Here is a 23,958-nt window from a genome sequence, read left to right as displayed (position 1 = left end):
CCTTCCGTCTAAGAGACACGCGGCTTCGGATGCAGGCCGACGCCAATGCCGGGATGATGCCCGGCCTTCGATGAAATCCGGGGGAACCCATGCTGACAGGACTAGAGGCGATCTTCTTCTACGTGTTCGCCTTCATAGCGGTGGGCGCGGCATTCATGGTGATTGCGTCCCGCAATCCCGTGCATTCCGTCCTTTATCTGATCCTGACCTTCTTCAACGCGGCCGGGCTGTTCCTTTTGACGGGCGCCGAGTTCCTCGCGATGATCCTGCTCATCGTTTATGTCGGCGCCGTGGCGGTTCTGTTCCTGTTCGTCGTTATGATGCTGGACGTCGACTTCGCCAGCCTGAAGCGCGGCGCGCTGCACTATGCGCCGGTGGGCGGGCTCGTCGGCATCATTCTCGCGGCGGAGCTGATCATCGTCGCCGGCGGCTACGCGTTCGCGCCTGAAATCGGTGCGCAGATCGCGCAGCCCATTCCCGACGCCGCAACGCGCCACAATACGGCTGCGCTCGGCGACATTCTCTACACGGACTACATCTACTTCTTCCAGATCGCCGGGCTGATCCTGCTCGTCGCCATGATCGGCGCGATCGTCCTCACGCTGCACCACAAGCCCGGCGTCAAGCGGCAGGACATCGCCACGCAGGTTCGACGCACGCCGGAAACCGCGATCGAGGTCAAGAAGGTCGAAACGGGCAGGGGTCTTTGATGGAAATCGGCATCGCGCATTATCTGACCGTCTCGGCGCTGCTCTTCACGCTCGGCGTCTTCGGCATCTTCCTGAACCGCAAGAACGTCATCGTCATCCTGATGTCGGTCGAGCTGATCCTGCTCGCCGTCAACATCAATTTCGTCGCGTTCTCCGCCGCGCTGGGCGACATGGTCGGCCAGGTGTTCGCGCTGTTCATCCTGACGGTCGCCGCGGCGGAAGCCGCCATCGGTCTTGCAATTCTCGTCGTCTTCTTCCGCAACCGTGGCTCGATCGCGGTCGAAGACGTCAATCTGATGAAGGGCTGAGGGGCTCATGTATCACGCCATCGTCTTTCTTCCGCTTCTCGGCTTCCTGATCGCGGGCCTCGGTGGCCGCGCGATCGGTGCCAAGGCGTCGGAATATGTGACGTCCGGTTTCCTGGTGATCTCGGCGGTCCTGTCCTGGGTCGCGTTCTTCCAGGTCGCGCTCGGCGACACGGAAAGCTTCACCGTACCGGTGCTGCGCTTCATCCAGTCGGGCGCGCTGGACGTGTCCTGGGCGCTGAGGATCGACACGCTGACGGCGGTGATGCTCGTCGTTGTGAACACGGTGTCGGCGCTCGTCCACATCTATTCGATCGGCTACATGCACCACGACCCGCATCGGCCGCGCTTCTTCGCATACCTGTCGCTCTTCACCTTCGCCATGCTCATGCTGGTGACGTCGGACAATCTGATCCAGATGTTCTTCGGCTGGGAAGGCGTCGGCCTCGCGTCCTATCTGCTGATCGGTTTCTGGTACAAGAAGCCGTCGGCGAACGCGGCTGCGATCAAGGCCTTCGTCGTCAACCGTGTCGGCGATTTCGGCTTCCTGCTCGGCATTTTCGGGCTGTTCGTGCTGTTCGGCTCGGTCAATTTCGACACCATCTTCGCAACTGCCGCCACGATGGCGCCGGTCGAGGGTGCAGAAGCCGGGCCGGTGGTGCTGAACTTCCTCGGCTATGGCCTCAAACAGACGACTGCCGTCACCGTCATCTGCCTGCTGCTCTTCATGGGCGCGATGGGCAAGTCGGCGCAGGTTCCGCTGCACACTTGGCTGCCGGACGCGATGGAAGGCCCGACGCCGGTCTCCGCGCTGATCCATGCCGCCACCATGGTCACCGCCGGCGTCTTCATGCTGTCGCGCCTGTCGCCGGTGTTCGAGCTCAGCCACACCGCACTGCTCGTCGTCACCTTCATCGGCGCGATCACGGCCTTCTTCGCCGCGACCGTCGGCCTCGTCCAGAACGACATCAAGCGCGTCATCGCCTATTCGACCTGTTCGCAGCTCGGCTACATGTTCGTGGCGATCGGCACCGGCTTCTACGCCGCTGCGATCTTCCACCTGTTCACGCACGCCTTCTTCAAGGCGCTGCTGTTCCTGGGGTCGGGCTCCGTCATCCACGCCGTCTCGGACGAGCAGGACATGCGCCGCATGGGCGGTCTGCGCCGGCTCATCCCCCGCACCTACTGGATGATGATCATCGGCACGATCGCGCTGACGGGCGTGGGCATTCCCGCGACCATGATCGGTACCGCCGGCTTCTTCTCCAAGGACGCGATCGTCGAGGGCGCATTTGCCGCGCACAACGCGTTCGCCGGTCCCGCCTTCGTGCTGCTCGTCATCGCCGCCGTCTTCACCAGCTTCTATTCGTGGCGCCTAATCTTCATGACCTTCCACGGCAAGCCGCGGGCGACCGCCGACGTCATGCACCACGTGCATGAATCGCCGCCGGTCATGCTGGTGCCGCTCTACATCCTAGCCGTCGGCGCGTTGTTTGCGGGCGTGCTCTTCTACGGCGTCTTCGTCGGCGACAGCTACGATGCCTTCTGGAAGGGCGCGATCTTCATGGCCGAGGAGAACCACATTCTCCACGAATTCCACGAAGTCCCGTTCTGGGTGAAGGCGTCGCCGTTCCTCGCCATGGTCATCGGCTTCCTGACGGCCTACGAGTTCTACATCCGCTCGCCCGAAAAGCCGCGTGAACTGGCAGCGCGCCATCACGGCCTCTACCAGTTCCTGTTGAACAAGTGGTATTTCGACGAGCTCTACGACTTCCTGTTCGTGCGTCCCGCCATGCGTCTCGGCCGCTTCCTGTGGAAGACCGGTGACGGCAAGGTGATCGACGGGCTTGGGCCTGACGGCATCTCCGCGCGCGTCGTCGATGTCACCAACCGCGTCGTCAAGCTGCAGACCGGCTACCTCTACCACTACGCCTTCGCCATGATGATTGGCATCGCCGCGCTCGTCACGTGGATGATGCTCGGGAGCTCCTTCTGATGACCGACTGGCCCATTCTTTCCACGGTCACCTTCCTGCCGCTGGTCGGCGCGTTCCTGATCCTCCTGATCCGGGACGAGGGGAATTCCGCGCGGCGCAACATCCGCAACGTCGCGCTCCTGACGACCGTCTTCACCTTCCTGCTCTCGATCTTCATCTGGCTCGGTTTCGACAATGCCGATCCCGGCTTCCAGATGGTCGAGAAGGTGGACTGGCTCGATTCGGGCATTTCCTATCATCTGGGCGTCGATGGCATTTCGATGCTGTTCGTCATCCTGACGACCTTCCTGATGCCAATCTGCATCCTGGCCTCGTGGCACGCGATCGAGAAGCGCATCAAGGAATACATGATCGCGTTCCTGATCCTGGAAACGCTGATGATCGGCGTCTTCTGCGCGCTCGATCTCGTGCTCTTCTACGTCTTCTTCGAAGCCGTGCTGATTCCGATGTTCATCATCATCGGCGTGTGGGGCGGCAAGCGGCGCGTCTATGCCTCGTTCAAGTTCTTCCTCTACACGCTCCTCGGCTCGGTCCTGATGATGCTCGCCATCATGGCGATGTTCTGGGAAGCCGGCACCACCGACATCCCGACGCTGATGACGCACGACTTCCCCGTCGGCATGCAGCAATGGCTGTGGCTCGCCTTCTTCGCCTCCTTCGCGGTGAAGATGCCGATGTGGCCGGTCCATACCTGGCTCCCCGACGCGCATGTCGAAGCGCCGACGGCCGGTTCGGTGATCCTCGCCGCCGTCCTTTTGAAGATGGGCGGCTACGGCTTCCTGCGTTTCTCGCTGCCGATGTTCACGGATGCGTCGATCTACTTCCAGCCGCTGATCTTCTGGCTGTCGGCGATCGCGATCGTCTACACCTCGCTCGTCGCGCTGATGCAGGAAGATATCAAGAAGCTGATCGCCTATTCGTCGGTGGCCCATATGGGCTACGTGACAATGGGCATCTTCGCGATGAACCCGGAAGGCATCCAGGGCGGCATCTTCCAGATGCTCAGCCACGGTCTCGTCTCGGGCGCGCTGTTCCTGTGCGTCGGCGTCGTCTACGACCGGATGCACACCCGCGAGATTTCCGCCTATGGCGGCCTCGTCAACAACATGCCGAAATATGCGGTGGTGTTCCTGATCCTGACGATGGCGAATGTCGGTCTGCCAGGCACGTCCGGCTTCGTCGGTGAGTTCCTGACGCTGCTCGGCGTGTTCCAGGTCAATACGCTGGTGGCACTCGTCGCGACGCTCGGCGTGATCCTGTCGGCCGCCTATGCGCTGTGGCTCTATCGCCGCGTCATCTACGGTGCGCTGACCAAGGAGAGCCTCAAGGGGCTGCTCGACCTGTCGGGACGCGAGAAGGCGATCATCTATCCGCTCGTCGCGCTCGTCATCCTCTTCGGCGTCTACCCGGCCCCGATCCTCGACGTGACCGCCGCCTCGGTGGAGGCGCTCGTCAACAATGTGAACCTGTCGATCGAAGCGGCGGAAGCTGCCGCGGCCGACGGCCTTCAGACCGCAGCGCAGCAGTAAGGCGCGGAAAAGACCATGACCCTAGACCTGTCCCAGAGCCTCGCCCTCGTCACGCCGGAGATCATCATGGCGGTCGGCGCCATGGTTCTCCTGATGATCGGCGTCTTTTCGGGGCCGCGCGCAAACATGACGGTGACGGGACTTGCCGTCGCGGTGCTGATCGGCGTCGGCGCGTGGATGCTGCTCTTCTCGGACTATGGCGAGGGCTTCGCGGGCGCGTTCGTCGCCGACACGTTCTCCCGGTTCATGAAGGTGCTGACCGTCATCGGCGCCGTCGTGACGCTGGTCATGTCGGTCGGCTTCGCCAAGGCGGAGAAGTTCGACAAGTTCGAATATCCCGTCCTGATCATGCTGGCGACGCTCGGCATGATGGTCATGGTGTCGGCAAACGACATGCTGACGCTCTATATGGGCCTCGAACTGCAGTCGCTCGCGCTCTACGTCGTCGCCGCCTTCAACCGCGACAATGTTCGCTCGACGGAAGCCGGCCTGAAATACTTCGTCCTCGGCGCGCTGTCCTCGGGCATGCTGCTCTACGGCATCTCGCTGGTTTACGGCTATACGGGCAATACCGGCTTCACCGAGATCGCGGCCGCGCTGTCCGGTGGCGAACGCTCGCTCGGTCTCGTCTTCGGTCTCGTCTTCGTACTCGCAGGCCTTGCCTTCAAGATCTCTGCCGTCCCGTTCCACATGTGGACGCCGGACGTCTATGAAGGCGCGCCGACGCCGGTGACGGCCTTCTTCGCCGCCGCGCCCAAGATCGCCGCCATGGCGCTTCTGGTGCGCGTCACGGTCGGTGCATTCCAGCCGGTCGCGCCGGACTGGCAGCAGATCATCGTCTTCATTTCGATCGCCTCGATGGCGCTCGGCGCCTTCGCCGCGATCGGCCAGCGCAACATCAAGCGCCTGATGGCCTATTCGTCGATCGCCCATATGGGCTTCGCGCTGGTCGGCCTTGCCGCGAACAGCCAGGCAGGCGTGCGCGGCGTGGCGATCTACATGCTGATCTATCTCGCCATGACGCTCGGCACCTTCGCCTTCATCCTCGCCATGCGCCGCAAGGACGGCCATGTCGAACAGATCGACGAACTGGCGGGCCTGTCCTCGACCAATCCCGTCATGGCGACGCTGCTGACGATCCTGATGTTCTCGCTCGCCGGCATCCCGCCGCTCGCAGGCTTCTGGGGCAAGTGGTACGTCTTCCTCGCCGCGATCGAAGCGCAGCTCTATCCGCTGGCGATCATCGGCGTCATCGCCTCTGTCGTCGGCGCCTACTACTATCTGCGCATCATCAAGCTGATGTGGTTCGACGAGCCGGCGGGTGGTTTCGTGCCGATGGCGGGCGAACTGCGCCTCGTCCTCGGCGCGTCCGGCGCGTTCGTTCTGTTCTACGTGCTGATCGGCGGCCCGATCGGCACCATGGCCGAGGCCGCCGCGCGCAGCTTCTTCTGACGGCATGGCATTCGCGCTTGCACCTTCGGCGCTCGCTGCCGGATATTCGCTGGAAGTCCACGAGACGGTCGTGTCGACCAACACGACTGCGCTCGAGCGTGCAACTGGCGGTGCCGCCGCGCCGCTGTGGGTTGTTTCGGCCAACCAGCAGGGTGGCAAGGGGCGGCGCGGGCGTCCATGGGTGACACCGCCCGGCAATCTGTCGTCGACATTGATGCTTCGGCCGAAGGTGCCACTCAGACATGCCGCCTCGCTTGGCTTTGTCGCGGGGCTTTCGCTGGCCGACGCACTCGATGCAGTCGTTCCGGCGGCGCGTATATCCGTAGGCGTTGATGGCGGCTCGGCTGCACAAGGCGGGCGGTTCGAGCTCAAATGGCCGAACGACGTGCTTGCGCATGGCGCCAAGCTTTCGGGTATATTGCTGGAATCGGTCATGCTCGATGGCGACAATTATGGGTTGGTCATCGGTATTGGCGTCAACGTGATATCCTCGCCGCAAGGAACACCTTATCCGGCAACATCGCTGAAGGATCTCGGTGCGGATTGCGACGCCGAAACGCTGTTTCTGGCGCTGTCCGACGCGTGGATCGACAATGAGCGTTTGTGGCGCGAGGGTCGCGGCCTTGGCGCCATCAGGGAAAAATGGCTCGCCAAGGCGGCGGGTCTCGGATCGGAGGTGGCGGTGCGCGCGGAAGGACGCGTGGTGCGCGGCCGCTTCGAGACGATCGATGAGGAATGCCGGTTCGTCATCCGGGAAAATGACGGAAACACAATCAGGATCGCGGCCGGCGACGTTCATTTCGGCGCCGTCGCTTCCGCAAGTCTAGACGAGAAAGCAGGAGATTGATGGCAGACGACAAGAACGAACTCGTCTTTTGCCCGCTTGGCGGGGTCGGTGAAATCGGGATGAACTTCGCGCTCTACGGCTTCGGGCCGGCGGCCAAGCGCGAATGGCTGGTGGTGGATGTCGGCGTGACGTTCCCGGACCCGACGCTGCCCGGCGTCGATTTGGTGCTGCCGGACACGCGCTTCATCGAAAGCCAGATCGACCGGTTGCGCGGCATCGTCATCACGCACGCGCATGAGGATCACTACGGCGCGCTGCTCGACACCTGGCCGAAGCTGAAAGCGCCCGTCTGGATGACGCCGTTCTCGGCGGCGATGCTGGAGGCCAAGCGCATTTCGGACAATGTGCGCGTCAAGCCGCCGGTCAACATCTACAAGGCGGGCGAGCGCTTCAAGATCGGCCCGTTCGAGATCGAGGCCGTCGCCGTGACGCACTCGATCCCCGAGCCGGTTTCGCTGGCGATCCGCACGCCGGTCGGAACGGTCGTCCATACCGGCGACTGGAAGCTCGACCCGGCCCCCAACCTGCCGCCGATGACCGACGAGAACCGCTTCCGCCAGATCGGCGAAGAGGGTGTGACGGCGCTGATCTGCGATTCGACCAATGCCATGCGCGAGGGCGATTCGCCATCCGAGCAAGCCGTCAGCGAAGGCATCCGCGGCGTCATCGAAAAGTCAGTCGGCCGCGTCGCGATCACGACCTTCTCGTCGAATGTCGGCCGCATCGTCTCGATCGCGGAGGCTGCGCGCGACACGGGGCGCCAGGTGCTCGTGCTCGGACGCTCGCTGAAGCGCGTTATCGACGTCGCCGGCGAACTCGGCTATCTCGACGGCCTGCCGCCCTTCCTGCAGGAAGAGGACTACGGCTACATCCCGCGCGAGAACGTGGTCGTGCTGTGCACCGGCAGCCAGGGCGAGCCGCGCGCCGCACTCGCCAAGCTTGCGCGCGACGAGATGAAGCATGTCGCGCTGACGGCCGGCGACACGGTGGTCTTTTCCTCGCGCGTCATTCCCGGCAATGAAAAGGCGATTCTCGAGATCAAGAACCAGCTTATCGAGCAGGGCATCAAGATCGTCGAGGACGGAGACGCGCTGGTCCACGTCTCGGGGCATCCGCGCCGCAGCGAACTCCTGAAGATGTATTCCTGGGTCAAGCCGCGCATCCTCGTGCCGGTGCACGGCGAAGCAGCGCATCTGGTGGCGCAGGGCGCGCTCGGCGCGAGTGCGGGCATTCCGGAAGTCGCGCAGGTGCGCAATGGCGACATGATCCGCCTTGCGCCGGGCGCGGCCGAGATCGTCGGCACCGTGCCCTTCGGCCGCCTGATGAAGGATGGCCGCATCATCGGCACCGAGCAGGAAGTCGGCGTGCGCGACCGGCGCAAGCTGGCCTTCGCCGGTCATGTCGTCCTCAACGTCGTCCTCGACGATCGCTACGAGATGGCGGGCGAGCCCGACATCGTCGCCATCGGCGTCGCCGAGACGGATGCCAAGGGCGAAGCGCTCGAGGACATCATGTTGGACGCGGCGATCGGTGCGGTGGAAAGCATCCCACGCCAGCGCCGCAAGGATCTCGATATGGTGTCCGAGGCGGCGCGCCGCGCCGTGCGTTCGGCCGCGAATGACGCCTGGGGCAAGAAGCCGATCGTGACGGTGTTCGTCACGCGCTGAGACAGGCGGTGAATGGTGAATCGCGGTGAATGGTGAATAGTGAATGGTGAATGGGAGCCGGCGGCGCGCTTGACACCGCTATGGTTCCCTTCCAGTTCGACCATTCACCATTCACCATTCACCATTCACCATTCACCAAGGGGAGAGCCGATGCTTGGACGCCTCAACCACGTAGCCCTCGCCGTGCCGGACCTTGCCGCCGCGACGGCGCTTTACCGTGATACGCTGGGGGGGAGGGTGTCCGAGCCGCAGGCGCTGCCGGAGCATGGGGTGACGGTGGTCTTCGTCGATGTCGGGAACACCAAGATCGAGCTTCTGGAACCCTTGGGCGAAGGGTCGAGCATCCAGACCTTCATCGACAAGAACCCGTCGGGTGGCATGCATCACGTGTGCTACGAGGTGGACGACATTCTTGCCGCGCGCGACCGCATGAAGGCCTCCGGCGCGCGTGTGCTGGGCGACGGCGAGCCGAAGATCGGCGCCCATGGCAAGCCGGTGATCTTCCTGCATCCCAAGGATTTCATGGGAACGCTGGTCGAACTCGAACAGGTCTGACGGCGCGCGACCAAGCGACACGTTTGCGCAAGGGTGCAGTTCGGCTAGGGGAGGCGGCACCGATGATCGCGGCCGTTGCCGGCGATCCGCATGAGGACGACCTATGACCTGGATTTCCGCTTTCGCGGTCTATTTCATCATCTGGTGGACGGTGCTGTTCGCGATGCTGCCCTTTGGCCTGCGCACGCAGGACGAAGACGGGGACGTCACCTTGGGCACCACGGCAAGTGCGCCGGCGGGATCTCACATGCTGAAAGCCGTTATCCGCACGACCATCGTCTCGGCACTGATCTATGGCGCCTTCTACCTGGCGACGTCCGTATTCGGATGGAGCTTCGACGACATTCCCAGAATCGGGCCCGGCGCCTGACGACGTGACAAGTATCGATTAATTTCGATGCCCAAAAAAAATGCAAGGCACGAGGCCTTGCAAATTTGAACGCGTCCGATCCATTCCAGTTACAGGCGGCAGCGGGTTAATCGCGCCAGGATCGCATCCTCCCAAGACTTTGACCGCGTCGGAAAGCGAAATAAAATGCTCGCCTTCTCTGTTATGACGGTGAGACTAGACCAATCGTCGCACCGATGTCACCTTAATTCTCGCGCTGTAAGCCCGCATTTTGTGCTGCAATGCACAAAATTCCGGCACGTGCGGGGCCCGTCGCGTGTCGTCATCGCCCGGGTTTTCAAGGGGCGCTGAAATGGCTATGAAGCGCGGGCGATCGTGGCTCAGTTCGGCCGTTTGATTCCGCGCTTCTCTCTTTCTCAATGGACGTCCTTGATGCGTTTGTCGCAGTACTTTCTTCCCATCCTGAAGGAAAACCCCCGCGAGGCCGAGATCGTTTCGCACCGGCTGATGCTGCGTGCCGGCATGATCCGCCAGCAGGGGCAGGGCTCGTTCACCTGGCTGCCGCTGGGCAAGCGCGTGCTCGACAAGGTCAACCGGATCATCCGCGAGGAACAGGACCGGGCCGGCGCGCACGAAATCCTGATGCCGACCATCCAGTCCGCCGAGCTTTGGCGCGAAAGCGGCCGGTACGACGACTACGGCAAGGAGATGCTGCGCATCAAGGATCGCCAGAACCGCGATCTTCTCTACGGCCCGACCAATGAGGAGATGGTGACGGAAATTTTCCGCTCCTACGTCAAGTCCTACAAGGACCTGCCGCTCAACCTCTACCACATCCAGTGGAAGTTCCGCGACGAGGTGCGCCCGCGCTTCGGTGTCATGCGCTCGCGCGAGTTCCTGATGAAGGACGCCTATTCGTTCGACATCGACTACGAAGCCTCGAAGGCGGCGTATAACCGCATGTTCGTTTCCTACCTGCGCACCTTCACGCGCGTCGGCATGAAGGCGATTCCGATGCGCGCCGACACCGGCCCGATCGGCGGCGACCTTTCGCACGAATTCATCATTCTGGCCGAGACCGGCGAGAGCCAGGTCTTCTGCGACAAGGCCTATCTCGACCTGACCGTGCCGGGCGCCGACACCGATTTTCGCGACGACGCGGCGATGGCCGAGATCGTGCAGCGCTGGACGACGCCCTATGCGGCGACCGAGGAGATGCACGACGAGGGCGCGTGGAACGCCGTCGGCGACGGTGACAAGCTCGCCGCGCGGGGCATCGAGGTCGGCCACATCTTCCACTTCGGCGAGAAATACTCGAAGCCCATGGGCGCCAAGGTGCAGGGACCGGACGGCAAGGAGCATTTCGTTTCGATGGGCTCCTACGGCATCGGCCCGTCGCGCCTCGTCGCCGGCATCATCGAGGCGAGCCACGACGAGAACGGCATCATCTGGCCGGACGCCGTCGCGCCGTTCGATGTCGGCCTGATCAACATGAAGTCGGGCGATGCCGCCTGCGACGCGGCCTGCGACCGGCTCCATGCCGAGCTCGGCGCGTCGGGCCGCGATGTGCTCTATGACGACACGGACAGCCGTGCCGGCGGTAAGTTCGCCACCGCCGACCTGATCGGCCTGCCCTGGCAGGTGATCGTCGGCCCGCGCGGCGTCGCCGCCAACGAGGCCGAGATCAAGAACCGCAAGACCGGCGAGCGCCGCACCGTGTCCCTCGATGCGGTCGTGCGCGAACTGGGAGCTACCGCATGAGCGAAGCGGTGTCGAAGAAGGGCGCCGGGCCGTTTTCGGCCTTCGAGCGCATGGTCGCGTGGCGCTATCTGCGCTCCAAGCGCAAGGAAACGGTGATCTCGGTCATCTCGATGATCTCCTTCATCGGCATCATGCTGGGCGTCGCGACGCTGATCATCGTCATGGCGGTGATGAACGGGTTCCGCGCCGAACTGCTCGACCGCATTCTCGGCATCAACGGCCATCTCGTCGTCCAGCCGATCGAGAGCGGGCTCGACGATTATGAGGAGATCGCAGCGCGCTTCAACGGCATTGCCGGTGTGCGCTATGCGATCCCGCATGTCGACGGGCAGGTGCTCGCCTCGGGGCGCCGTACGGCGGGAACGGGCGCGCTGATCCGCGGCGTGCGCGCCGAGGACCTTGCCAAGATGGACAGCGTGTCCGGCAACATCCAGCAGGGCTCGCTCGAAGGTTTTGCAGGCGACCAGGGCGTTGCGATCGGCAGCCGCATGGCCGAGGCTCTCGGCATCACGGTCGGCGATCCGATCACCTTCGCGTCCGCCGACGGCGACGTGACTCCGTTCGGCACGACGCCGCGCGTCAAGTCCTACCCCGTCATCGCGGTCTTCCAGCTCGGCATGTCGGAATATGACGCGTCGGTGGTGTTCATGCCGATCGAGGAGGCGCAGCTTTTCTTCAATTCGGATGGCGTCGCGCAGTCGATCGAGGTCTTCGTCGACAACCCCGATGCAGTCGACCAGTTGCGGCCCGCGATCGAGGACGCGGCGATGCGGCCGGTCTTCCTGACCGACTGGCGTCAGCGCAACCAGACCTTCTTCTCCGCGCTGCAGGTCGAGCGCAACGTGATGTTCATGATCCTGACGCTGATCGTGCTCGTCGCCGCGCTCAACATCATCTCCGGCCTCTTCATGCTGGTGAAGGACAAGGGGCGCGATATCGCGATCCTGCGCACGATGGGCGCGACGAGCGGCGCGGTGATGCGGATCTTCTTCATGACGGGCGCGGCCATCGGCGTGGTGGGCACGATCGCCGGGGTCGTTCTCGGCGTGGTCGTCTGCCTCAACGTCGAATCGATCCGCCAGTTCTTCTCCTGGCTCTCGGGCACGACGATCTTCAACCCGGAGCTCTATTTCCTGAGCCAGTTGCCGGCGCGCATGGACATCGCCGAAACCGTCTCCGTGGTCCTGATGGCGCTCGCGCTATCATTCCTGGCGACGCTCTTTCCCGCATGGCGGGCTGCCAAGCTCGATCCGGTCGATGCGCTGAGGTACGAATGATGGCGGCGAAGACCGTATTGCAGCTCAAGGGTGTCGAGCGCTTCTATGAGGATGCGGCGGGCAAGCTCGTCATCCTGAAGGGCGCCGACTTCACGATCGGACAAGGCGAGATGGTCGCGCTTGTTGCGCCGTCCGGCGCCGGCAAGTCGACGCTGCTCCACACGGCCGGCCTGCTCGAACGGCCGAACTCCGGCGACGTCGTGCTGAACGGGCAGGAGTGCGGGCAATTGTCGGATGACGACCGCACGGCGATCCGCCGCAACGAGATCGGCTTCGTCTACCAGTTCCACCACTTGCTCCCGGAGTTCTCGGCGCTCGAGAACATCATGATGCCGCAACTCGTTCGCGGTTTGAAATCGAAGGAAGCCTCGGAGCGTGCGGCCCAGCTTCTCGACTACATGAAGATCGGGCATCGCGGTACGCATCGTCCGGCCGAACTGTCAGGCGGCGAACAGCAGCGTGTGGCGATTGCCCGCGCGGTCGCCAACGCGCCTCGGCTTCTGCTGGCGGACGAGCCGACCGGAAACCTCGACCCGGCGACGGCAGGCTACGTTTTCGACGCGCTCGAAGCGCTCGTGCGCCAGTCGGGCCTGTCAGCGCTGATCGCCACGCACAACCACGAACTCGCGTCCCGCATGGACCGGCGCGTCACGCTGGCCGAAGGCAAGGTCGTCGAAGTCGTCGCCTGATCGATACCCGTGAAAATTGTGCCGGGAAGGGAACGATCCCCCAGCCCGGCCATTTGTCCCTTGAAGGGACGGCGCTCCGGCGCCAGCGGGACATAAGAAAATGGCAGGCAGGTTTATCTCCACCGCGCTGATCGGCGCGCTCGTGGCAGGATCGTTCTACTTCTTCGGCGACGTGCAGGCGGACCCCATGGCGCGGCTTGCTCTGATCAATCCCCCAGTCGCGGCGACATCCGCCCACTGACCTATTCGGCGTCGGGCTGCCGGGCAGGCGCAGTGTCTGCAAAGGCGGCCCGTTCCATGCACGCGTCGCGAATGCGCGAAATGGTCGGATATGGCGTCATGTCGACATTGAAGCGTGCATTGTTTGCGACCTGCGCGACGAGGCAGATATCCGCCAGGCCCGGCTCGTCCCCATGGCAGAAGCGTCCCGTCTGCGGGCTCGCCGCGAGCATCGCCTCGAGCGGCGCGAATGTTTCGTTGACCCAATGCCGGAACCAGTCGGCGACGCCAGCGTCGTCGGCGCCGTAGCGCGCGCGGAGCGCGTTGAGGACACGCAGATTGTTCACCGGATGGATTTCGCATGCGATCATCTGCGCGATCGCCCGAACCCGGGCGCGGCCGGCGGGGTCGGCGGGAAGAAGCGCGGGCTGCGGGATCACTTCGTCGAGAAATTCGCAGATCGCCAGCGACTGCGTGAGAACCGTGCCGTCCGACCAGACCAGCGCCGGAACCAATCCTTGCGCATTGACGGCCAGAAAGGCCGGGTCGCGGTGTTCGCCGTGGCGCAGATGGTGCGCGACGTAGTCGTAGTCGACGCCCTTGAGATTGAGCGCGATGCGGACGCGATAGGAGGTGGAGGATCGGAAATAATTGTGCAGGACGACCCGGCTCATGCGCCGTCCTTCATCGCCGCCAGTTCGTTCAGCATGTCGATCAGATGCTCGGTCTTTTCGCGGCCGTAGCGGGCTTCGAGAACCGAGTAGATCGCGACGCTTTGCGGAGTCACATCGCGGATGAGGTCGAACCCGGCCTGGTTGAGGCTGAGCAGAGTGCGGCGCGCATCCGCATGGTCGCGTTCGCGCCGGATGATGCCGCGCTCTTCGAGCGACTTGATGATCCGGGTCAGGCTGGGAGCGAGGACGCATGCCCGTTCCGCGACCTCGGTCGCGTCGAGCGGGCTCGTTTCGCCGAGGATGCGGATGACGCGCCATTGCTGCTCGGTCAGGTCATGAACGGCCAGCAATGGTCGAAAACGGACCATGACGGCTTCGCGCGCGCGCAGCAGCGAGAGGGGAAGGGAGCGCGATGTGTCGCGCGGCAGCAACGTATCTTCCAGAACGCCGTTTTCCTTGCCCATCGCTCGCTTCCCGGTTTCAGTCGCCATACGGAACCCAGACATTCTTCACCTCGACCGCGCGCGGCAGGAGAAGATCGTGCGGCTGTACCGACCAGTCGACGGACTTTCCATTCGATGTCCACACCCGTTTGAGATTGCCGACGGATTCAGCTTCCGCCGTCCGGCATGTGTCTTTGTCGGCCACCACCCAGAGCCCGTCGACATCGTCGTGCATCGCCAGAACCTTGGCGAGGTCGCGGGCCGGGCCGGTGACGATGTTGACCGCGCCGGCCGGCAGGTCGGAGGTTTCCATGACCTGATAGAGGTCGGTCGCGACGAGCGCGTGGCGGGCGGACGGCACGGCGACGACGCTGTTGCCCATGGTCAACGCCGGCGCGATCAGCGAGATCAGGCCGAGAAGCGGCTGGTCGTCGGAGGCGACGACGCCGATGACGCCGACCGGTTCGTGAAGGGCGAGCGTCACCGCGCGGGCAGGGGGCTGGTGGACCCGGCCCTCATATTTGTCGGCCAGGCCGGCGAGCGCGAAGAGGCGCTCGACCGACAGGTCGACCTCGGCGCGCGATGCGCGGGCAGATGCGCCGGTGAGATCGGTGATGCGCGCGGCGAATTCGCCGGCGCGGGCATCGAGATTTTCGGCGAAGAAATAGAGCACCTGCGCGCGATTGTAGCCGGTGGCGGCCGCCCAACCCTTGGCGGCGTGGGCGGCGGAAACCGCGTCGCGGATGTCCTTGCGGCTGCCGATGCCGACTTCGCCGGCGAGCCGTCCCTTGGCGCCGGTGACCGGCATCGAATAGGCGCCGTCCGGCCGGACCTGCTTGCCGCCGATATAGAGCTTGGCCGTGCGGTCGATGCCGACGCCATCGGCGGCCGAAGTGGGCTCGACGGGCTTGGCCGGCGCGAGATCGGCCGATTTCGCCATGGGCGCGACGAGATATTCCGCCAAGCCCTCGCGCCCGCCTTCACGGCCGAAGCCGCTCTCGCGGTAGCCGCCGAAGCCGCAGGCGGCATCGAACATGTTGGTGCCGTTGATCCAGACGACGCCGGCCTTGAGCTTGGGGGCAGCGTCGAGCGCGAGGTTGATATTCTCGCTCCAGATCGATGCGGCAAGGCCGTAGCGGGTGTTGTTGGCGATCGACACCGCTTCGTCGGTCGTGCGGAAGGTCATCGCGGCGAGAACGGGGCCGAACACCTCCTCCTGCGCCAGGACGTTGGCGGGTGCGAGATTGGTGGCGAGAACCGGCAGGTGGTAGTGGCCCTCGGTCGGAACCGCGCAGTCCGGCTGCCAGCAGATCGCGCCTTCGGACGCGCCCTGCGCGACGAGACGGCGCACACGCTCCAACTGCGTCCTGTCGACGAGCGGGCCGATATCGGTGTTCTTGTCCAGCGGATCGCCAAGCCGAAGCTTGCCCATCCGCGCCTTGACCTTCTCGACGAAGCGATCGGCGATGCCTTCCTGCACGAGGAGGCGCGAGCCGGCGCAGCAGACCTGGCCCTGGTTGAACCAGATGCCGTCGACCAGCCCTTCGACGGCGGAATCGAGATCGGCATCCTCGAAGACGATGAAGGCCGACTTGCCGCCAAGTTCGAGCGACAATTTCTTGCCGGTGCCGGCGGTCGCCTTGCGGATGATCTTGCCGACCTCGGACGAGCCGGTGAAGGCGATCTTGTCGATGTCGGCATGGTCGACGATTGCCGCGCCGGCTTCCGGCCCGCCCTGGACGATGTTGACGACGCCCTTGGGCAGGCCGACGCGGGCGCAGATTTCGGCGAACAGGATTGCGGTGAGCGGCGTGAATTCGGCTGGCTTGAGGACGACCGTGCAGCCGGCGGCGAGCGCCGGCGCGATCTTCCAGCCGAGCATCAGGAGGGGGAAGTTCCAGGGGATGATCTGGCCCGCGACGCCTGCGGCCTTGTGACCGGGAAATTCCTTGTCGAGCGCCTGCGCCCAGCCGGCGTGATGGATGAAGTGGCGGATTGCCAACGGAACGTCGATGTCGCGGCTTTCGCGGATCGGCTTGCCATTGTCGAGCGATTCCAGCACCGCGAAGAGCCGTGCATGGCGTTGCATCGCGCGGCCGATGGCATAGAGGTGACGCGCGCGCTCATAACCCGAAAGCGCCTGCCATTTCGGCAGCGCCTTGCGGGCGGCCGCAACGGCGGCGTCGATATCGGCAGCGCCCGCCTCGCCGAGCGTGGCGAGCAGCTTGCCCGAAGCGGGCTCGCGGGTCTCGAAGGTCTTGCCGGAGGCCGGCTTTACCCAATCGCCGTTGATGAAGAGCGATGCGGCCAGATCCCGCGCGGCCAGCCAGCGGTCGGCTTCCGAGCGGGATTCGGGGGCGGGGCCATATTCCATGGCGTCATAACGTTCCAGAATGTTCACGACTCAAGCTTCCGGGTTTCGGCCGTCAGGCCATGGCGTGACGGTGGGCGGCGGAGTAGCGCCCGGTCAGGTGATGTTCGAGCTGGCGCTCGATGTCGGTCAGAAGGCTCGATGCGCCGAAGCGGAAGAGATCCGGCTCCAGCCAGCGCCGGCCGAGCTCCTCGCGCATCAGGACCAGCCAGTCGAGCGAGGCCTTGGCGGTGGAGATGCCGCCCGCCGGCTTGAAACCGATGAAGAGGCCGGTTCGCTCGTAATATTCGCGGATCGCGCGGACCATGACGAGGCCGACGGGCAGCGTCGCGTTGACGCTTTCCTTGCCGGTCGAGGTCTTGATGAAATCGGCGCCGGCCATCATCGCCACCATCGAGGCGAGCATGACGTTGCGCAGCGTGGCAAGGTCGCCGGTGCCGAGGATGACCTTCAGATGCGCCTCGCCGCAGGCTTCGCGGAAGGCGGCGATCTCGTCATAGAGTTCCTGCCAGCGGGCGCCGAAGACGAGGCCGCGCGGGATGACGATGTCGATCTCGTCGGCACCGTCGGCGACCGAGGCGCGGACTTCGGCAAGCCGCGTCTCGAGCGGCGCAAGGCCGTGCGGGAAGGCGGTGGATACGGCCGCGACATGGATGCCGCTGCCCTCGAGTGCCGCGACCGCCGTCGCGACGAAGGGATGGTAGACGCAGACCGCGGCCGGGCGGATGGGCCGGTCGGTGAGGCCGAGGCCCGCCACCAGATCCGCGCGCAGCGGATTGAGCGCCTTGGCGCAAAGCCGTTTGACGCGGTCCGGCGTGTCGTCGCTCGAAAGCGTCGTCAGGTCCATCAGCGAAATCGATCTGAGAAGCCATGCGGCCTGATTGTCAGCCTTGATCGAGCGGCGCTTGGTCAGCGTCTGGACGCGGCGTTCGAGCGCGCTCTTGTTGACGTGGCGCATCGCCTCGAGCCAGCCAAGATCGAGCGGCTGGCCGGGATTGCGCTTGAGCCCGTCACTGGCTGCGCCGGCAGAGGGAAGATGGTGCAGGGTGGCGGCCTGGAGCTTTGCCGTCATTGTTCTTGTTTTCCAGTTCGTCTTGTCCCGCACGATATCGCACGAAACCGCGCCAAGTGGAATGCTGGACCGCAATACGCCGCCTCCGGATTGTTTTGAAACATAATAGTTTGGGGGCAAACAAGGCGGTTGCCAGCGGCGTCGACCTCGTTATAGGCTCCAGTCTCGCCAAGGCCGGATGGGAGGAACTCCCGGCCCTAGGTACGCGCCAACGGGAGGAGGAACCCCAATGTCGAAGAAGTTGCTTGCCGCACCGCTCGTCGCTGCCAGCCTCGCAGCGCTGATGTCCAGCGCCGCACTGGCGCAGGACGCGCCCGTCGAACTGCGTTTCGCACATTGGCTGCCGCCGCAGCATCCCCTGCACGTGATGGGCATGACCGAATGGATCGAATCCATTCAGGAAGCGTCCGGCGGGTCCATCAAGATCACGATCTACCCGGCCCAGCAACTCGGGCAGGCGGGCGATCACTACGACATGGCACGCGACGGCATCGCCGACATTTCCTTCGTCAATCCGGGCTATCAGCCGGGCCGCTTCCCGATCATCGCGGCCGGCGAATTGCCGTTTCTCGTGGCGAACGCCACCGGAGGTTCGGCTGCTCTGGACGCCTGGTACCGCGAATACTCCGAACAGGAGATGGCCGACGTGAAGGCCTGCCTCGTTCACTTCCATTCGCCCGGCACCTTCCATTCGCGCGAGGCGATCAAGGTGCCCGAGGACGTGCGCGGCCTGAACGTACGCCCCGCCCACGCGACGATGGCGGCTTTCGTCTCGGCGCTCGGCGGACAGAACTTCCAGGTGTCGGCGCCCGAATCGCGCGACGCGCTGGAGCGCGGCGTCGCGGACGTGATTTCCTTCCCGTGGAATTCGATCCTGATCTTCGGCATCGAGGGCGTGGCGACCAACCATCTCGACCTTCCGCTTTATGCGACGACCTTTGCCTGGACGATCAACAAGGCGCGCTACGAAGGATTGTCGGAGGCGCAGCGGCAGGTGATCGACGACCACTGCACGAGCGAGTGGGCCGAACGCGTGGCGTCCGGGTGGGCCGGCGACGAGGATTCCGGCCGCGAAAAGCTGATCGCGATGGACGGCCACGAGGCCTACGTTCCCACGGATGAGGAAGTCGCCTTGTGGCGCGAGGCCGCAGCTCCCCTCAAGGATAGCTGGACCCAGGCAGTCACCGGCGCCGGGCATGATGCCGACGCCGTCTTCCAGGGCCTTGTCGATGCGCTCGAAGAGCGCGACGCTGCTTACTGAGGAAGGCCATGGCGCGGCCGATCCCGCTGATGCGGGGTCGGCCGGCGCGATCTGAAGGAGGAGACTGCTCGGATGAACAAGGGTGAAGCTGCGCTTCGGCGCCTGGTTCAGATCGTCGATGGGGCGGCGGCCGTCTTTCTGGCCGTCATCACCCTGCTCACATTCGCCGCAGTGGTCATGCGCTACGTCCTGCAGATGCCGTTTCCCGGCTCGTTCGACGTCAGCCGCCTGCTGCTGGGCGTGGCGATCTTCTGGGGCATCGCCGCCGCCGCATACCGCAAGGACCACATTCAGGTGGATCTGTTCTGGCAGATCCTGCCGCCGGCGGGTCGCCGCATCCTCGACGTCTTTTCCGATATCGTCTTCGCCATCTTCATGGCGGCGATGGCCTGGATGCTGTTCTGGCAGGTCGACCGGGTCCGCTTGTCGCGCCAGACCACGTTCGAACTCGCGATCCCGATCTGGCCTTTCTACGGCATCGCCTGGCTCGGCATAGGGCTTTGCCTTCTCGTTCTCGTCGCGCGCATCCTGCGCGGCTTCGTCACCCCTCTTGGCGATCCGGCTGAACATTCATGATGACCACCGATTTCGTAGCGGTCGGCGGTTTCGTCGCCCTGTTCCTGCTCCTGATCCTGCGCGTCCCGATCGGCGTCGCGATGGGCGTGGTCGGTGTCGGCGGGTTCGGCCTGCTGGCTGCCTGGGACCCGGCCCTGAACCTTCTGGCGATTTCACCGATCCGTACCGTCACCGACTATTCGCTCGGCCTGATCCCCATGTTCATCCTGATGGGGGCGGTGGCCTCGGCCTCGGGCATGAGCGGCGAGCTCTACCGGGCTGCCAACGCTTTTCTCGGCCACCGCAAGGGCGGGCTGGCGATGGCGACGATCACCGCCTGCGGCGGCTTTTCGGCGATCTGCGGATCGTCCGTGGCGACGGCCGCCACCATGGCCAAGGTCGCGCTGCCGGAGATGAAGCGCTACGGCTATCCCGATACGCTGGCGACCGGATCGATCGCTGCGGGCGGTACGCTCGGCATCCTGATCCCGCCCTCCATCGTCCTCGCGATCTACGGCGTCATGACCGAGCAGGATATCGGCCAGCTCTTCATCGCCGGCCTGATACCGGGCATCCTGGCCATGGTGATGTACCTCGTCACCGTGCAGCTCTACATCCGCTTTCGAGGCATCGAAATCCCGGTGCAGGAGCGGATCGGCTGGGGTGAGCGCCTCGCGGCCCTTCGTGGCGTCTGGGCGATCGTGCTTCTCTTCATCTTCATCATCGGCGGCATCTATGGCGGCGTCTTCACACCGTCGGAAGCCGCAGGCATGGGCGCGGCCGGGGCGATCGTCATTTCCATGGCACGCCGCCGGCTGCCTCTGAAGCGTCTGTTCGACTGCCTCCTGGAAAGCATCCAGGTGACGGCCGGCATCTTCATGATCCTGATCGGCGCGATCCTGTTCGGCTATTTCCTCACCATCACGCAGACCCCGCAGAAGGTAACGAACTTCCTGCTCGGCCTCGAACTTGGTGCGTATCCGACGCTTCTGCTGATCCTCCTGTTCATGATCGCCCTCGGCTGCATCCTCGATGCGATGGCCATGATCATCCTGATGATCCCGATCCTGTTCCCCGTGGCGATGGCGCTGGGCTTCGACCCGATCTGGTTCGGCGTCGTCATCGTGATGACCGTGGAACTGGGCATGATCACGCCGCCGATCGGGATGAACGTCTTCGTCATCAACTCGCTGGCGCGCGACGTGCCGCTGCAGAAAATCTATGCTGGTGTCATGCCGTTCGTGATGACGGACATCGTCAGGCTGGGGCTGATCATCCTCTTCCCCGCAATCGTGCTCTTCCTGCCGCAGACCATGCGGTAGCATCGTGGCGCCTTCCTTCGCCAGCGTCGAGGACATGCGCCGGCGGGCAAAGCGACGCCTGCCGCGCGCGATCTTCGACTATGTCGACGGCGGGGCGGGGGACGAGCGGGGCGTCCGCCGCAATCGCGAAGCGATCGAGCGGCGCCTGTTGAAATTGAAACCGCTGACGAATGTCAGCCAGCGCGACCTGACGGTGCCATTGCTCGGCGGCCATCTCCCGCTGCCCTTCCTGATCGGCCCGACCGGCCTCAATGGCGCGGTCATGCCGGGGGGCGACCTGGCGCTGGCGCGCGCGGCCGCGAAGTTCGGCATTCCGTTCGTGCTGTCGACCGCGTCCAGCATGTCGATCGAGGACGTCGCCCACCAGGTCGATGGCGAGCTGTGGTTCCAGCTCTACGTCCTCAACCGCGACGCCGCGCGGCAATTCGTCGATCGGGCGCTGAATGCGGGATATCGAACCCTCGTCCTGACGGTCGACGTGCCGGTCGGTGGGCGACGCGACCGCGATTTTCGCAACGGCTTCGGGGTACCGTTTCAAATGACGCCGCGTTTCGCGCTCGACTGCGCGCTCCACCCCGGCTGGGCGCTGAAGCAGTTGCGCGGCGGCGCACCGCAACTGGCAAATCTGCGCAGCACAGGGGCGACGGACGCAAACAGTCAGGCATTGCTAATGTTGCGCCAGATGGATGCGAGCTTCGACTGGGACGATCTGAAGGCCTTGCGCGATCGGTGGCCGCATCGGCTGATCGTCAAGGGACTGACAGATCCGGCCGACTGCGCGCGATGCTTCTCGCTGGGGGTCGACGCCGTGGTGCTGTCGAACCATGGCGGGCGCCAGCTCGAGGACGTGGTAGCGGGGTTCGACATGATCGACCGGATCGACGTTCCGGAGGGAAAGGCGCTTCTGGTGGACGGCGGCTTTCGCCGAGGGGCGGACATCGTCAAGGCGCTCGCGCTCGGCGCCGATGCGGTCATGCTGGGACGTGCGACACTCTACGGGCTGGCTGCGGCCGGACAGGCCGGTGTCGAACAGGTGATCGAGACGCTGCGCCTCGAGATCGACAACACGCTGGCGCTGATCGGCTGCCCGAACGCTGCCGACCTTGGCCAAGACGTCCTCCAGGATTAGCCGATCGCGACCTCGACCAGCGCGAGCTCGCGCTTCTCCTCGATATGCCGGATCGCGTTCGCCAGCGCGCGCGGCAGATCTGCGGCCGCCGTCACCTTGACCGCGAAGGCGCGACTGGCTTCCGCGACCTTTGTGAAGTCAGGCGAGGGGTCGAGCGAGGTCAAGGGCATGCGGTTGGCCTTGGCGGCATAGCCATCCGGGTAAAGCCCGGTCACCGAATGCCGCACCGCCCCCCATTCCGAATTGTTGAGGATGACGACGAGGATCGGCAGCTCGAGCGCTTCGGCAATCTGATGGCACGCGACCGGGTTCGAGAACACGTAGGAACCGTCGCCCATCGTTGCGACGACGAGCTTCGTCCTGTCGGCGAGCTGCATTCCCAACGCGCAGGGAAACGACCAGCCAAGCCCGCCCGCATGCGGCTCCTGATGCCAGGAATTGTGCCGGTCGAGGACGATCGGGTCGAGCGGGCAACCGAGTTCGGACAGGATGGTCGCGTTCTTGCCCGCAACCGCGTCCGACAGGCACTTCGAGACATACGCCTTCGACATCGGCTCGCTCGGCGCGGCAGCCTTTGCGGTGCCGGCGCGAATTTGCGGAACCCGCTCGGAAAGCAGCGCCTGACGCTTCATCCTGGTTCCGACATGCCGGTTCATCATCGGCCGCATCGCGGCTGCGAGCGCGAGAATGCCTTCGTCGGTCGACGTCGCAATCGTCACGTCGGACCGGAAATTGCGAACCGGCGTGCGCGCGAAGAGAGGATCGGGGCCCATGTGAATGAATTTTGCGCCGGACGCCGGCCGGTGCATGTCGGGCCACCACGGCGCGAGCGCATCGAGCACCAGCACCACATCCGCCTCGCCAAGCCACGGCATCGGATCGGCACCGACATAACATGGATGATCGGTGGCGATGGCAGTCGCGACGGCCCACCATTGGCAAACCGGGATCGACCAATCGGTGACGAGTTGGGACAATGCGGCAAAGCCGGCTTCGCTGCCGGCGCCACGCTGGGCGATGATCAGGGGATTGCGCGCTTCGGCGAGCAGCCGGGCGGCCTGGCCGATCAGCGTCATGTCCGCGGCCGGGTGTGTGGGCTGCATCGACGCCGGAGCGTCGAGACCTGCCGCATCGACGTCCTCGCAAAGAACCTCGCGCGGCAGGCTCAGATAGACCGGCCCCTTGGGCAGGGAATTGGAGATGGCGTGCGCGCGGTCGAGAAGCGGCCCGACCTGTTCGGGGAAGCGCAGCTCATAGTCCCATTTGGAGGCTTCGCGCACGAGCGCAGCCTGGTCACGCATTTCCTGCCCCCAGCCGATGGGAACCGTCCGCGCGCCGAAACGACCTTCCTCGGTGACCGGCGTCCGGCCGGACATCATGAGGATGGGCACCTGGTCGACGGCCGCATTGATCGCGCCGATGGACCCGTTGGCAAGGCCGACATTGGTGTGCAGGATCACGGCCTGCGCCTTGCCGGTCGCGAAATAATAGCCATGCGCCATGCCCATCGCAGCGTGCTCGTGCGGCATGACGATCGCGTGGGGAAGGGGGATGTCGCGGGCTGACGCTTCGGCGAGCCCTTCGATGATGGGCGGGAAGTCGGTGCCGGAATTGCAGAAGACATAATCGACGCCGAGCGCCTTGAGCCGCGTGAAGAGCGCGGCGCCCGCGGTCATCTTCGTGGTGTCACCGGGCCTGTCGGCGAAACTTTTCAGCATCGATACCTCCTGCAGCCGAACGCCGAGTTGGCGTTCAAACTAGTTTGGTATCAAACA

Annotated in this window: 22 protein-coding genes; 17 read left to right on the top strand and 5 right to left on the bottom strand. The window is 64.5% G+C overall.

Annotation, left to right across the window (positions count from 1 at the left end; genetic code table 11):
- Positions 1-89: 89 nt before the first annotated feature.
- From ALII_RS0102885 to ALII_RS22610, 13 genes are all read left to right on the top strand, one after another.
- On the top strand, positions 90-710 hold the full coding sequence (locus tag ALII_RS0102885; protein WP_024585833.1) for an NADH-quinone oxidoreductase subunit J: 621 nt from the start codon (positions 90-92) through the stop codon (positions 708-710).
- On the top strand, positions 710-1,018 hold the full coding sequence (gene nuoK, locus ALII_RS0102880; protein WP_024585832.1) for an NADH-quinone oxidoreductase subunit NuoK: 309 nt from the start codon (positions 710-712) through the stop codon (positions 1,016-1,018). The genes ALII_RS0102885 and nuoK overlap by 1 nt, the downstream gene beginning before the upstream one ends.
- A 7-nt stretch (positions 1,019-1,025) precedes the next feature.
- Positions 1,026-3,011, top strand: a complete 1,986-nt coding sequence (gene nuoL, locus ALII_RS0102875) for an NADH-quinone oxidoreductase subunit L (RefSeq protein ID WP_024585831.1) — start codon at positions 1,026-1,028, stop codon at positions 3,009-3,011.
- Entirely contained in the window at positions 3,011-4,540 is a 1,530-nt protein-coding gene (locus tag ALII_RS0102870) for an NADH-quinone oxidoreductase subunit M (protein ID WP_024585830.1), read from the top strand. Before nuoL ends, ALII_RS0102870 begins: the two co-directional genes overlap by 1 nt.
- A 15-nt stretch (positions 4,541-4,555) precedes the next feature.
- Positions 4,556-5,992 (top strand): NADH-quinone oxidoreductase subunit NuoN, encoded by a 1,437-nt coding sequence (gene nuoN, locus ALII_RS0102865; protein ID WP_024585829.1) that lies wholly within the window; start codon positions 4,556-4,558, stop codon positions 5,990-5,992.
- A 4-nt stretch (positions 5,993-5,996) separates the two neighbouring features.
- Entirely contained in the window at positions 5,997-6,839 is an 843-nt protein-coding gene (locus tag ALII_RS0102860; RefSeq protein WP_024585828.1) for a biotin--[acetyl-CoA-carboxylase] ligase, read from the top strand.
- Positions 6,839-8,506, top strand: coding sequence for a ribonuclease J (locus tag ALII_RS0102855; RefSeq protein WP_024585827.1), 1,668 nt, complete (start codon positions 6,839-6,841; stop codon positions 8,504-8,506). Before ALII_RS0102860 ends, ALII_RS0102855 begins: the two co-directional genes overlap by 1 nt.
- 150 nt (positions 8,507-8,656) lie before the next feature.
- Positions 8,657-9,061 (top strand): methylmalonyl-CoA epimerase, encoded by a 405-nt coding sequence (gene mce, locus ALII_RS0102850; protein WP_024585826.1) that lies wholly within the window; start codon positions 8,657-8,659, stop codon positions 9,059-9,061.
- 103 nt (positions 9,062-9,164) lie between these two features.
- The gene (locus ALII_RS0102845) at positions 9,165-9,431 is read left to right on the top strand and encodes a DUF1467 family protein (RefSeq protein WP_024585825.1); all 267 of its coding nucleotides are present in this window, start codon (positions 9,165-9,167) and stop codon (positions 9,429-9,431) included.
- Positions 9,432-9,842: 411 nt separating this feature from the next.
- Positions 9,843-11,171 carry a proline--tRNA ligase gene (gene proS / locus ALII_RS0102840; RefSeq protein ID WP_024585824.1) on the top strand — a complete coding sequence of 443 codons (1,329 nt, stop codon included), beginning with the start codon at positions 9,843-9,845 and terminating at the stop codon, positions 11,169-11,171.
- Positions 11,168-12,448, top strand: a complete 1,281-nt coding sequence (locus ALII_RS0102835; RefSeq protein WP_024585823.1) for a lipoprotein-releasing ABC transporter permease subunit — start codon at positions 11,168-11,170, stop codon at positions 12,446-12,448. Before proS ends, ALII_RS0102835 begins: the two co-directional genes overlap by 4 nt.
- Positions 12,448-13,137, top strand: coding sequence for an ABC transporter ATP-binding protein (locus tag ALII_RS0102830; protein ID WP_024585822.1), 690 nt, complete (start codon positions 12,448-12,450; stop codon positions 13,135-13,137). The genes ALII_RS0102835 and ALII_RS0102830 overlap by 1 nt, the downstream gene beginning before the upstream one ends.
- 100 nt (positions 13,138-13,237) lie before the next feature.
- Positions 13,238-13,378, top strand: coding sequence for a hypothetical protein (locus ALII_RS22610; protein ID WP_161632228.1), 141 nt, complete (start codon positions 13,238-13,240; stop codon positions 13,376-13,378).
- A 1-nt stretch (position 13,379) separates the two neighbouring features.
- On the opposite strand, the gene maiA is transcribed toward ALII_RS22610, so the two are convergent.
- Genes maiA through deoC form a run of 4 tightly spaced genes read right to left on the bottom strand, consistent with a single transcriptional unit; the run spans position 13,380 to position 17,916 of the window.
- Positions 13,380-14,030: a maleylacetoacetate isomerase gene (gene maiA, locus ALII_RS0102820; RefSeq protein WP_024585821.1), complete on the bottom strand. Its 651-nt coding sequence runs from the start codon at positions 14,028-14,030 to the stop codon at positions 13,380-13,382.
- Entirely contained in the window at positions 14,027-14,494 is a 468-nt protein-coding gene (hpaR, locus tag ALII_RS0102815) for a homoprotocatechuate degradation operon regulator HpaR (RefSeq protein WP_029660145.1), read from the bottom strand. Before hpaR ends, maiA begins: the two co-directional genes overlap by 4 nt.
- Positions 14,495-14,510: 16 nt before the next feature.
- Positions 14,511-16,874, bottom strand: a complete 2,364-nt coding sequence (locus ALII_RS0102810; protein ID WP_024585819.1) for an aldehyde dehydrogenase family protein — start codon at positions 16,872-16,874, stop codon at positions 14,511-14,513.
- Positions 16,875-16,899: 25 nt separating this feature from the next.
- The gene (gene deoC / locus ALII_RS0102805; protein WP_024585818.1) at positions 16,900-17,916 is read right to left on the bottom strand and encodes a deoxyribose-phosphate aldolase; all 1,017 of its coding nucleotides are present in this window, start codon (positions 17,914-17,916) and stop codon (positions 16,900-16,902) included.
- Between the two features lie 229 nt (positions 17,917-18,145).
- On the opposite strand from deoC, the gene ALII_RS0102800 reads away from it, so the two are divergent.
- The 4 genes from ALII_RS0102800 to ALII_RS0102785 all read left to right on the top strand — a co-directional run bounded on the left by ALII_RS0102800 (position 18,146) and on the right by ALII_RS0102785 (position 22,183).
- On the top strand, positions 18,146-19,177 hold the full coding sequence (locus ALII_RS0102800) for a TRAP transporter substrate-binding protein (protein WP_024585817.1): 1,032 nt from the start codon (positions 18,146-18,148) through the stop codon (positions 19,175-19,177).
- Positions 19,178-19,249: 72 nt separating this feature from the next.
- The gene (locus ALII_RS20935; protein WP_024585816.1) at positions 19,250-19,753 is read left to right on the top strand and encodes a TRAP transporter small permease; all 504 of its coding nucleotides are present in this window, start codon (positions 19,250-19,252) and stop codon (positions 19,751-19,753) included.
- The gene (locus tag ALII_RS0102790) at positions 19,753-21,054 is read left to right on the top strand and encodes a TRAP transporter large permease (protein WP_024585815.1); all 1,302 of its coding nucleotides are present in this window, start codon (positions 19,753-19,755) and stop codon (positions 21,052-21,054) included. The genes ALII_RS20935 and ALII_RS0102790 overlap by 1 nt, the downstream gene beginning before the upstream one ends.
- A 4-nt stretch (positions 21,055-21,058) precedes the next feature.
- Positions 21,059-22,183 (top strand): alpha-hydroxy-acid oxidizing protein, encoded by a 1,125-nt coding sequence (locus tag ALII_RS0102785; protein WP_024585814.1) that lies wholly within the window; start codon positions 21,059-21,061, stop codon positions 22,181-22,183.
- Here ALII_RS0102785 and ALII_RS0102780 read toward each other — a convergent pair.
- A complete protein-coding gene (locus tag ALII_RS0102780) occupies positions 22,180-23,901 on the bottom strand; it encodes a thiamine pyrophosphate-requiring protein (RefSeq protein WP_024585813.1) in 1,722 nt (573 codons plus the stop codon). The genes ALII_RS0102785 and ALII_RS0102780 overlap by 4 nt on opposite strands.
- Between the last annotated feature and the right edge of the window lie 57 nt (positions 23,902-23,958).

Origin of the sequence: Aliihoeflea sp. 2WW, assembly GCF_000497755.1 — a bacterium.
GTDB lineage: Bacteria > Pseudomonadota > Alphaproteobacteria > Rhizobiales > Rhizobiaceae > Aliihoeflea.
The sequence above is the reverse complement of the archived record's forward strand: the minus strand, read 5'-3'. Positions and strand labels throughout refer to the sequence as shown.

Bases quoted from the DNA above. Each gene is read 5' to 3' on its own strand.
- ALII_RS0102845 (WP_024585825.1), top strand. From the start codon at position 9,165: ATGACCTGGATTTCCGCTTTCGCGGTCTATTTCATCATCTGGTGGACG.
- mce (WP_024585826.1), top strand. From the start codon at position 8,657: ATGCTTGGACGCCTCAACCACGTAGCCCTCGCCGTGCCGGACCTTGCC.
- nuoN (WP_024585829.1), top strand. From the start codon at position 4,556: ATGACCCTAGACCTGTCCCAGAGCCTCGCCCTCGTCACGCCGGAGATC.
- ALII_RS20935 (WP_024585816.1), top strand. From the start codon at position 19,250: ATGAACAAGGGTGAAGCTGCGCTTCGGCGCCTGGTTCAGATCGTCGAT.
- nuoK (WP_024585832.1), top strand. From the start codon at position 710: ATGGAAATCGGCATCGCGCATTATCTGACCGTCTCGGCGCTGCTCTTC.
- hpaR (WP_029660145.1), bottom strand. From the start codon at position 14,494: ATGGGCAAGGAAAACGGCGTTCTGGAAGATACGTTGCTGCCGCGCGAC.
- ALII_RS22610 (WP_161632228.1), top strand. From the start codon at position 13,238: ATGGCAGGCAGGTTTATCTCCACCGCGCTGATCGGCGCGCTCGTGGCA.
- ALII_RS0102835 (WP_024585823.1), top strand. From the start codon at position 11,168: ATGAGCGAAGCGGTGTCGAAGAAGGGCGCCGGGCCGTTTTCGGCCTTC.
- ALII_RS0102800 (WP_024585817.1), top strand. From the start codon at position 18,146: ATGTCGAAGAAGTTGCTTGCCGCACCGCTCGTCGCTGCCAGCCTCGCA.
- proS (WP_024585824.1), top strand. From the start codon at position 9,843: ATGCGTTTGTCGCAGTACTTTCTTCCCATCCTGAAGGAAAACCCCCGC.
- ALII_RS0102870 (WP_024585830.1), top strand. From the start codon at position 3,011: ATGACCGACTGGCCCATTCTTTCCACGGTCACCTTCCTGCCGCTGGTC.
- nuoL (WP_024585831.1), top strand. From the start codon at position 1,026: ATGTATCACGCCATCGTCTTTCTTCCGCTTCTCGGCTTCCTGATCGCG.
- ALII_RS0102885 (WP_024585833.1), top strand. From the start codon at position 90: ATGCTGACAGGACTAGAGGCGATCTTCTTCTACGTGTTCGCCTTCATA.
- ALII_RS0102780 (WP_024585813.1), bottom strand. From the start codon at position 23,901: ATGCTGAAAAGTTTCGCCGACAGGCCCGGTGACACCACGAAGATGACC.
- ALII_RS0102860 (WP_024585828.1), top strand. From the start codon at position 5,997: ATGGCATTCGCGCTTGCACCTTCGGCGCTCGCTGCCGGATATTCGCTG.
- ALII_RS0102855 (WP_024585827.1), top strand. From the start codon at position 6,839: ATGGCAGACGACAAGAACGAACTCGTCTTTTGCCCGCTTGGCGGGGTC.
- ALII_RS0102830 (WP_024585822.1), top strand. From the start codon at position 12,448: ATGGCGGCGAAGACCGTATTGCAGCTCAAGGGTGTCGAGCGCTTCTAT.
- ALII_RS0102790 (WP_024585815.1), top strand. From the start codon at position 19,753: ATGACCACCGATTTCGTAGCGGTCGGCGGTTTCGTCGCCCTGTTCCTG.
- deoC (WP_024585818.1), bottom strand. From the start codon at position 17,916: ATGACGGCAAAGCTCCAGGCCGCCACCCTGCACCATCTTCCCTCTGCC.
- maiA (WP_024585821.1), bottom strand. From the start codon at position 14,030: ATGAGCCGGGTCGTCCTGCACAATTATTTCCGATCCTCCACCTCCTAT.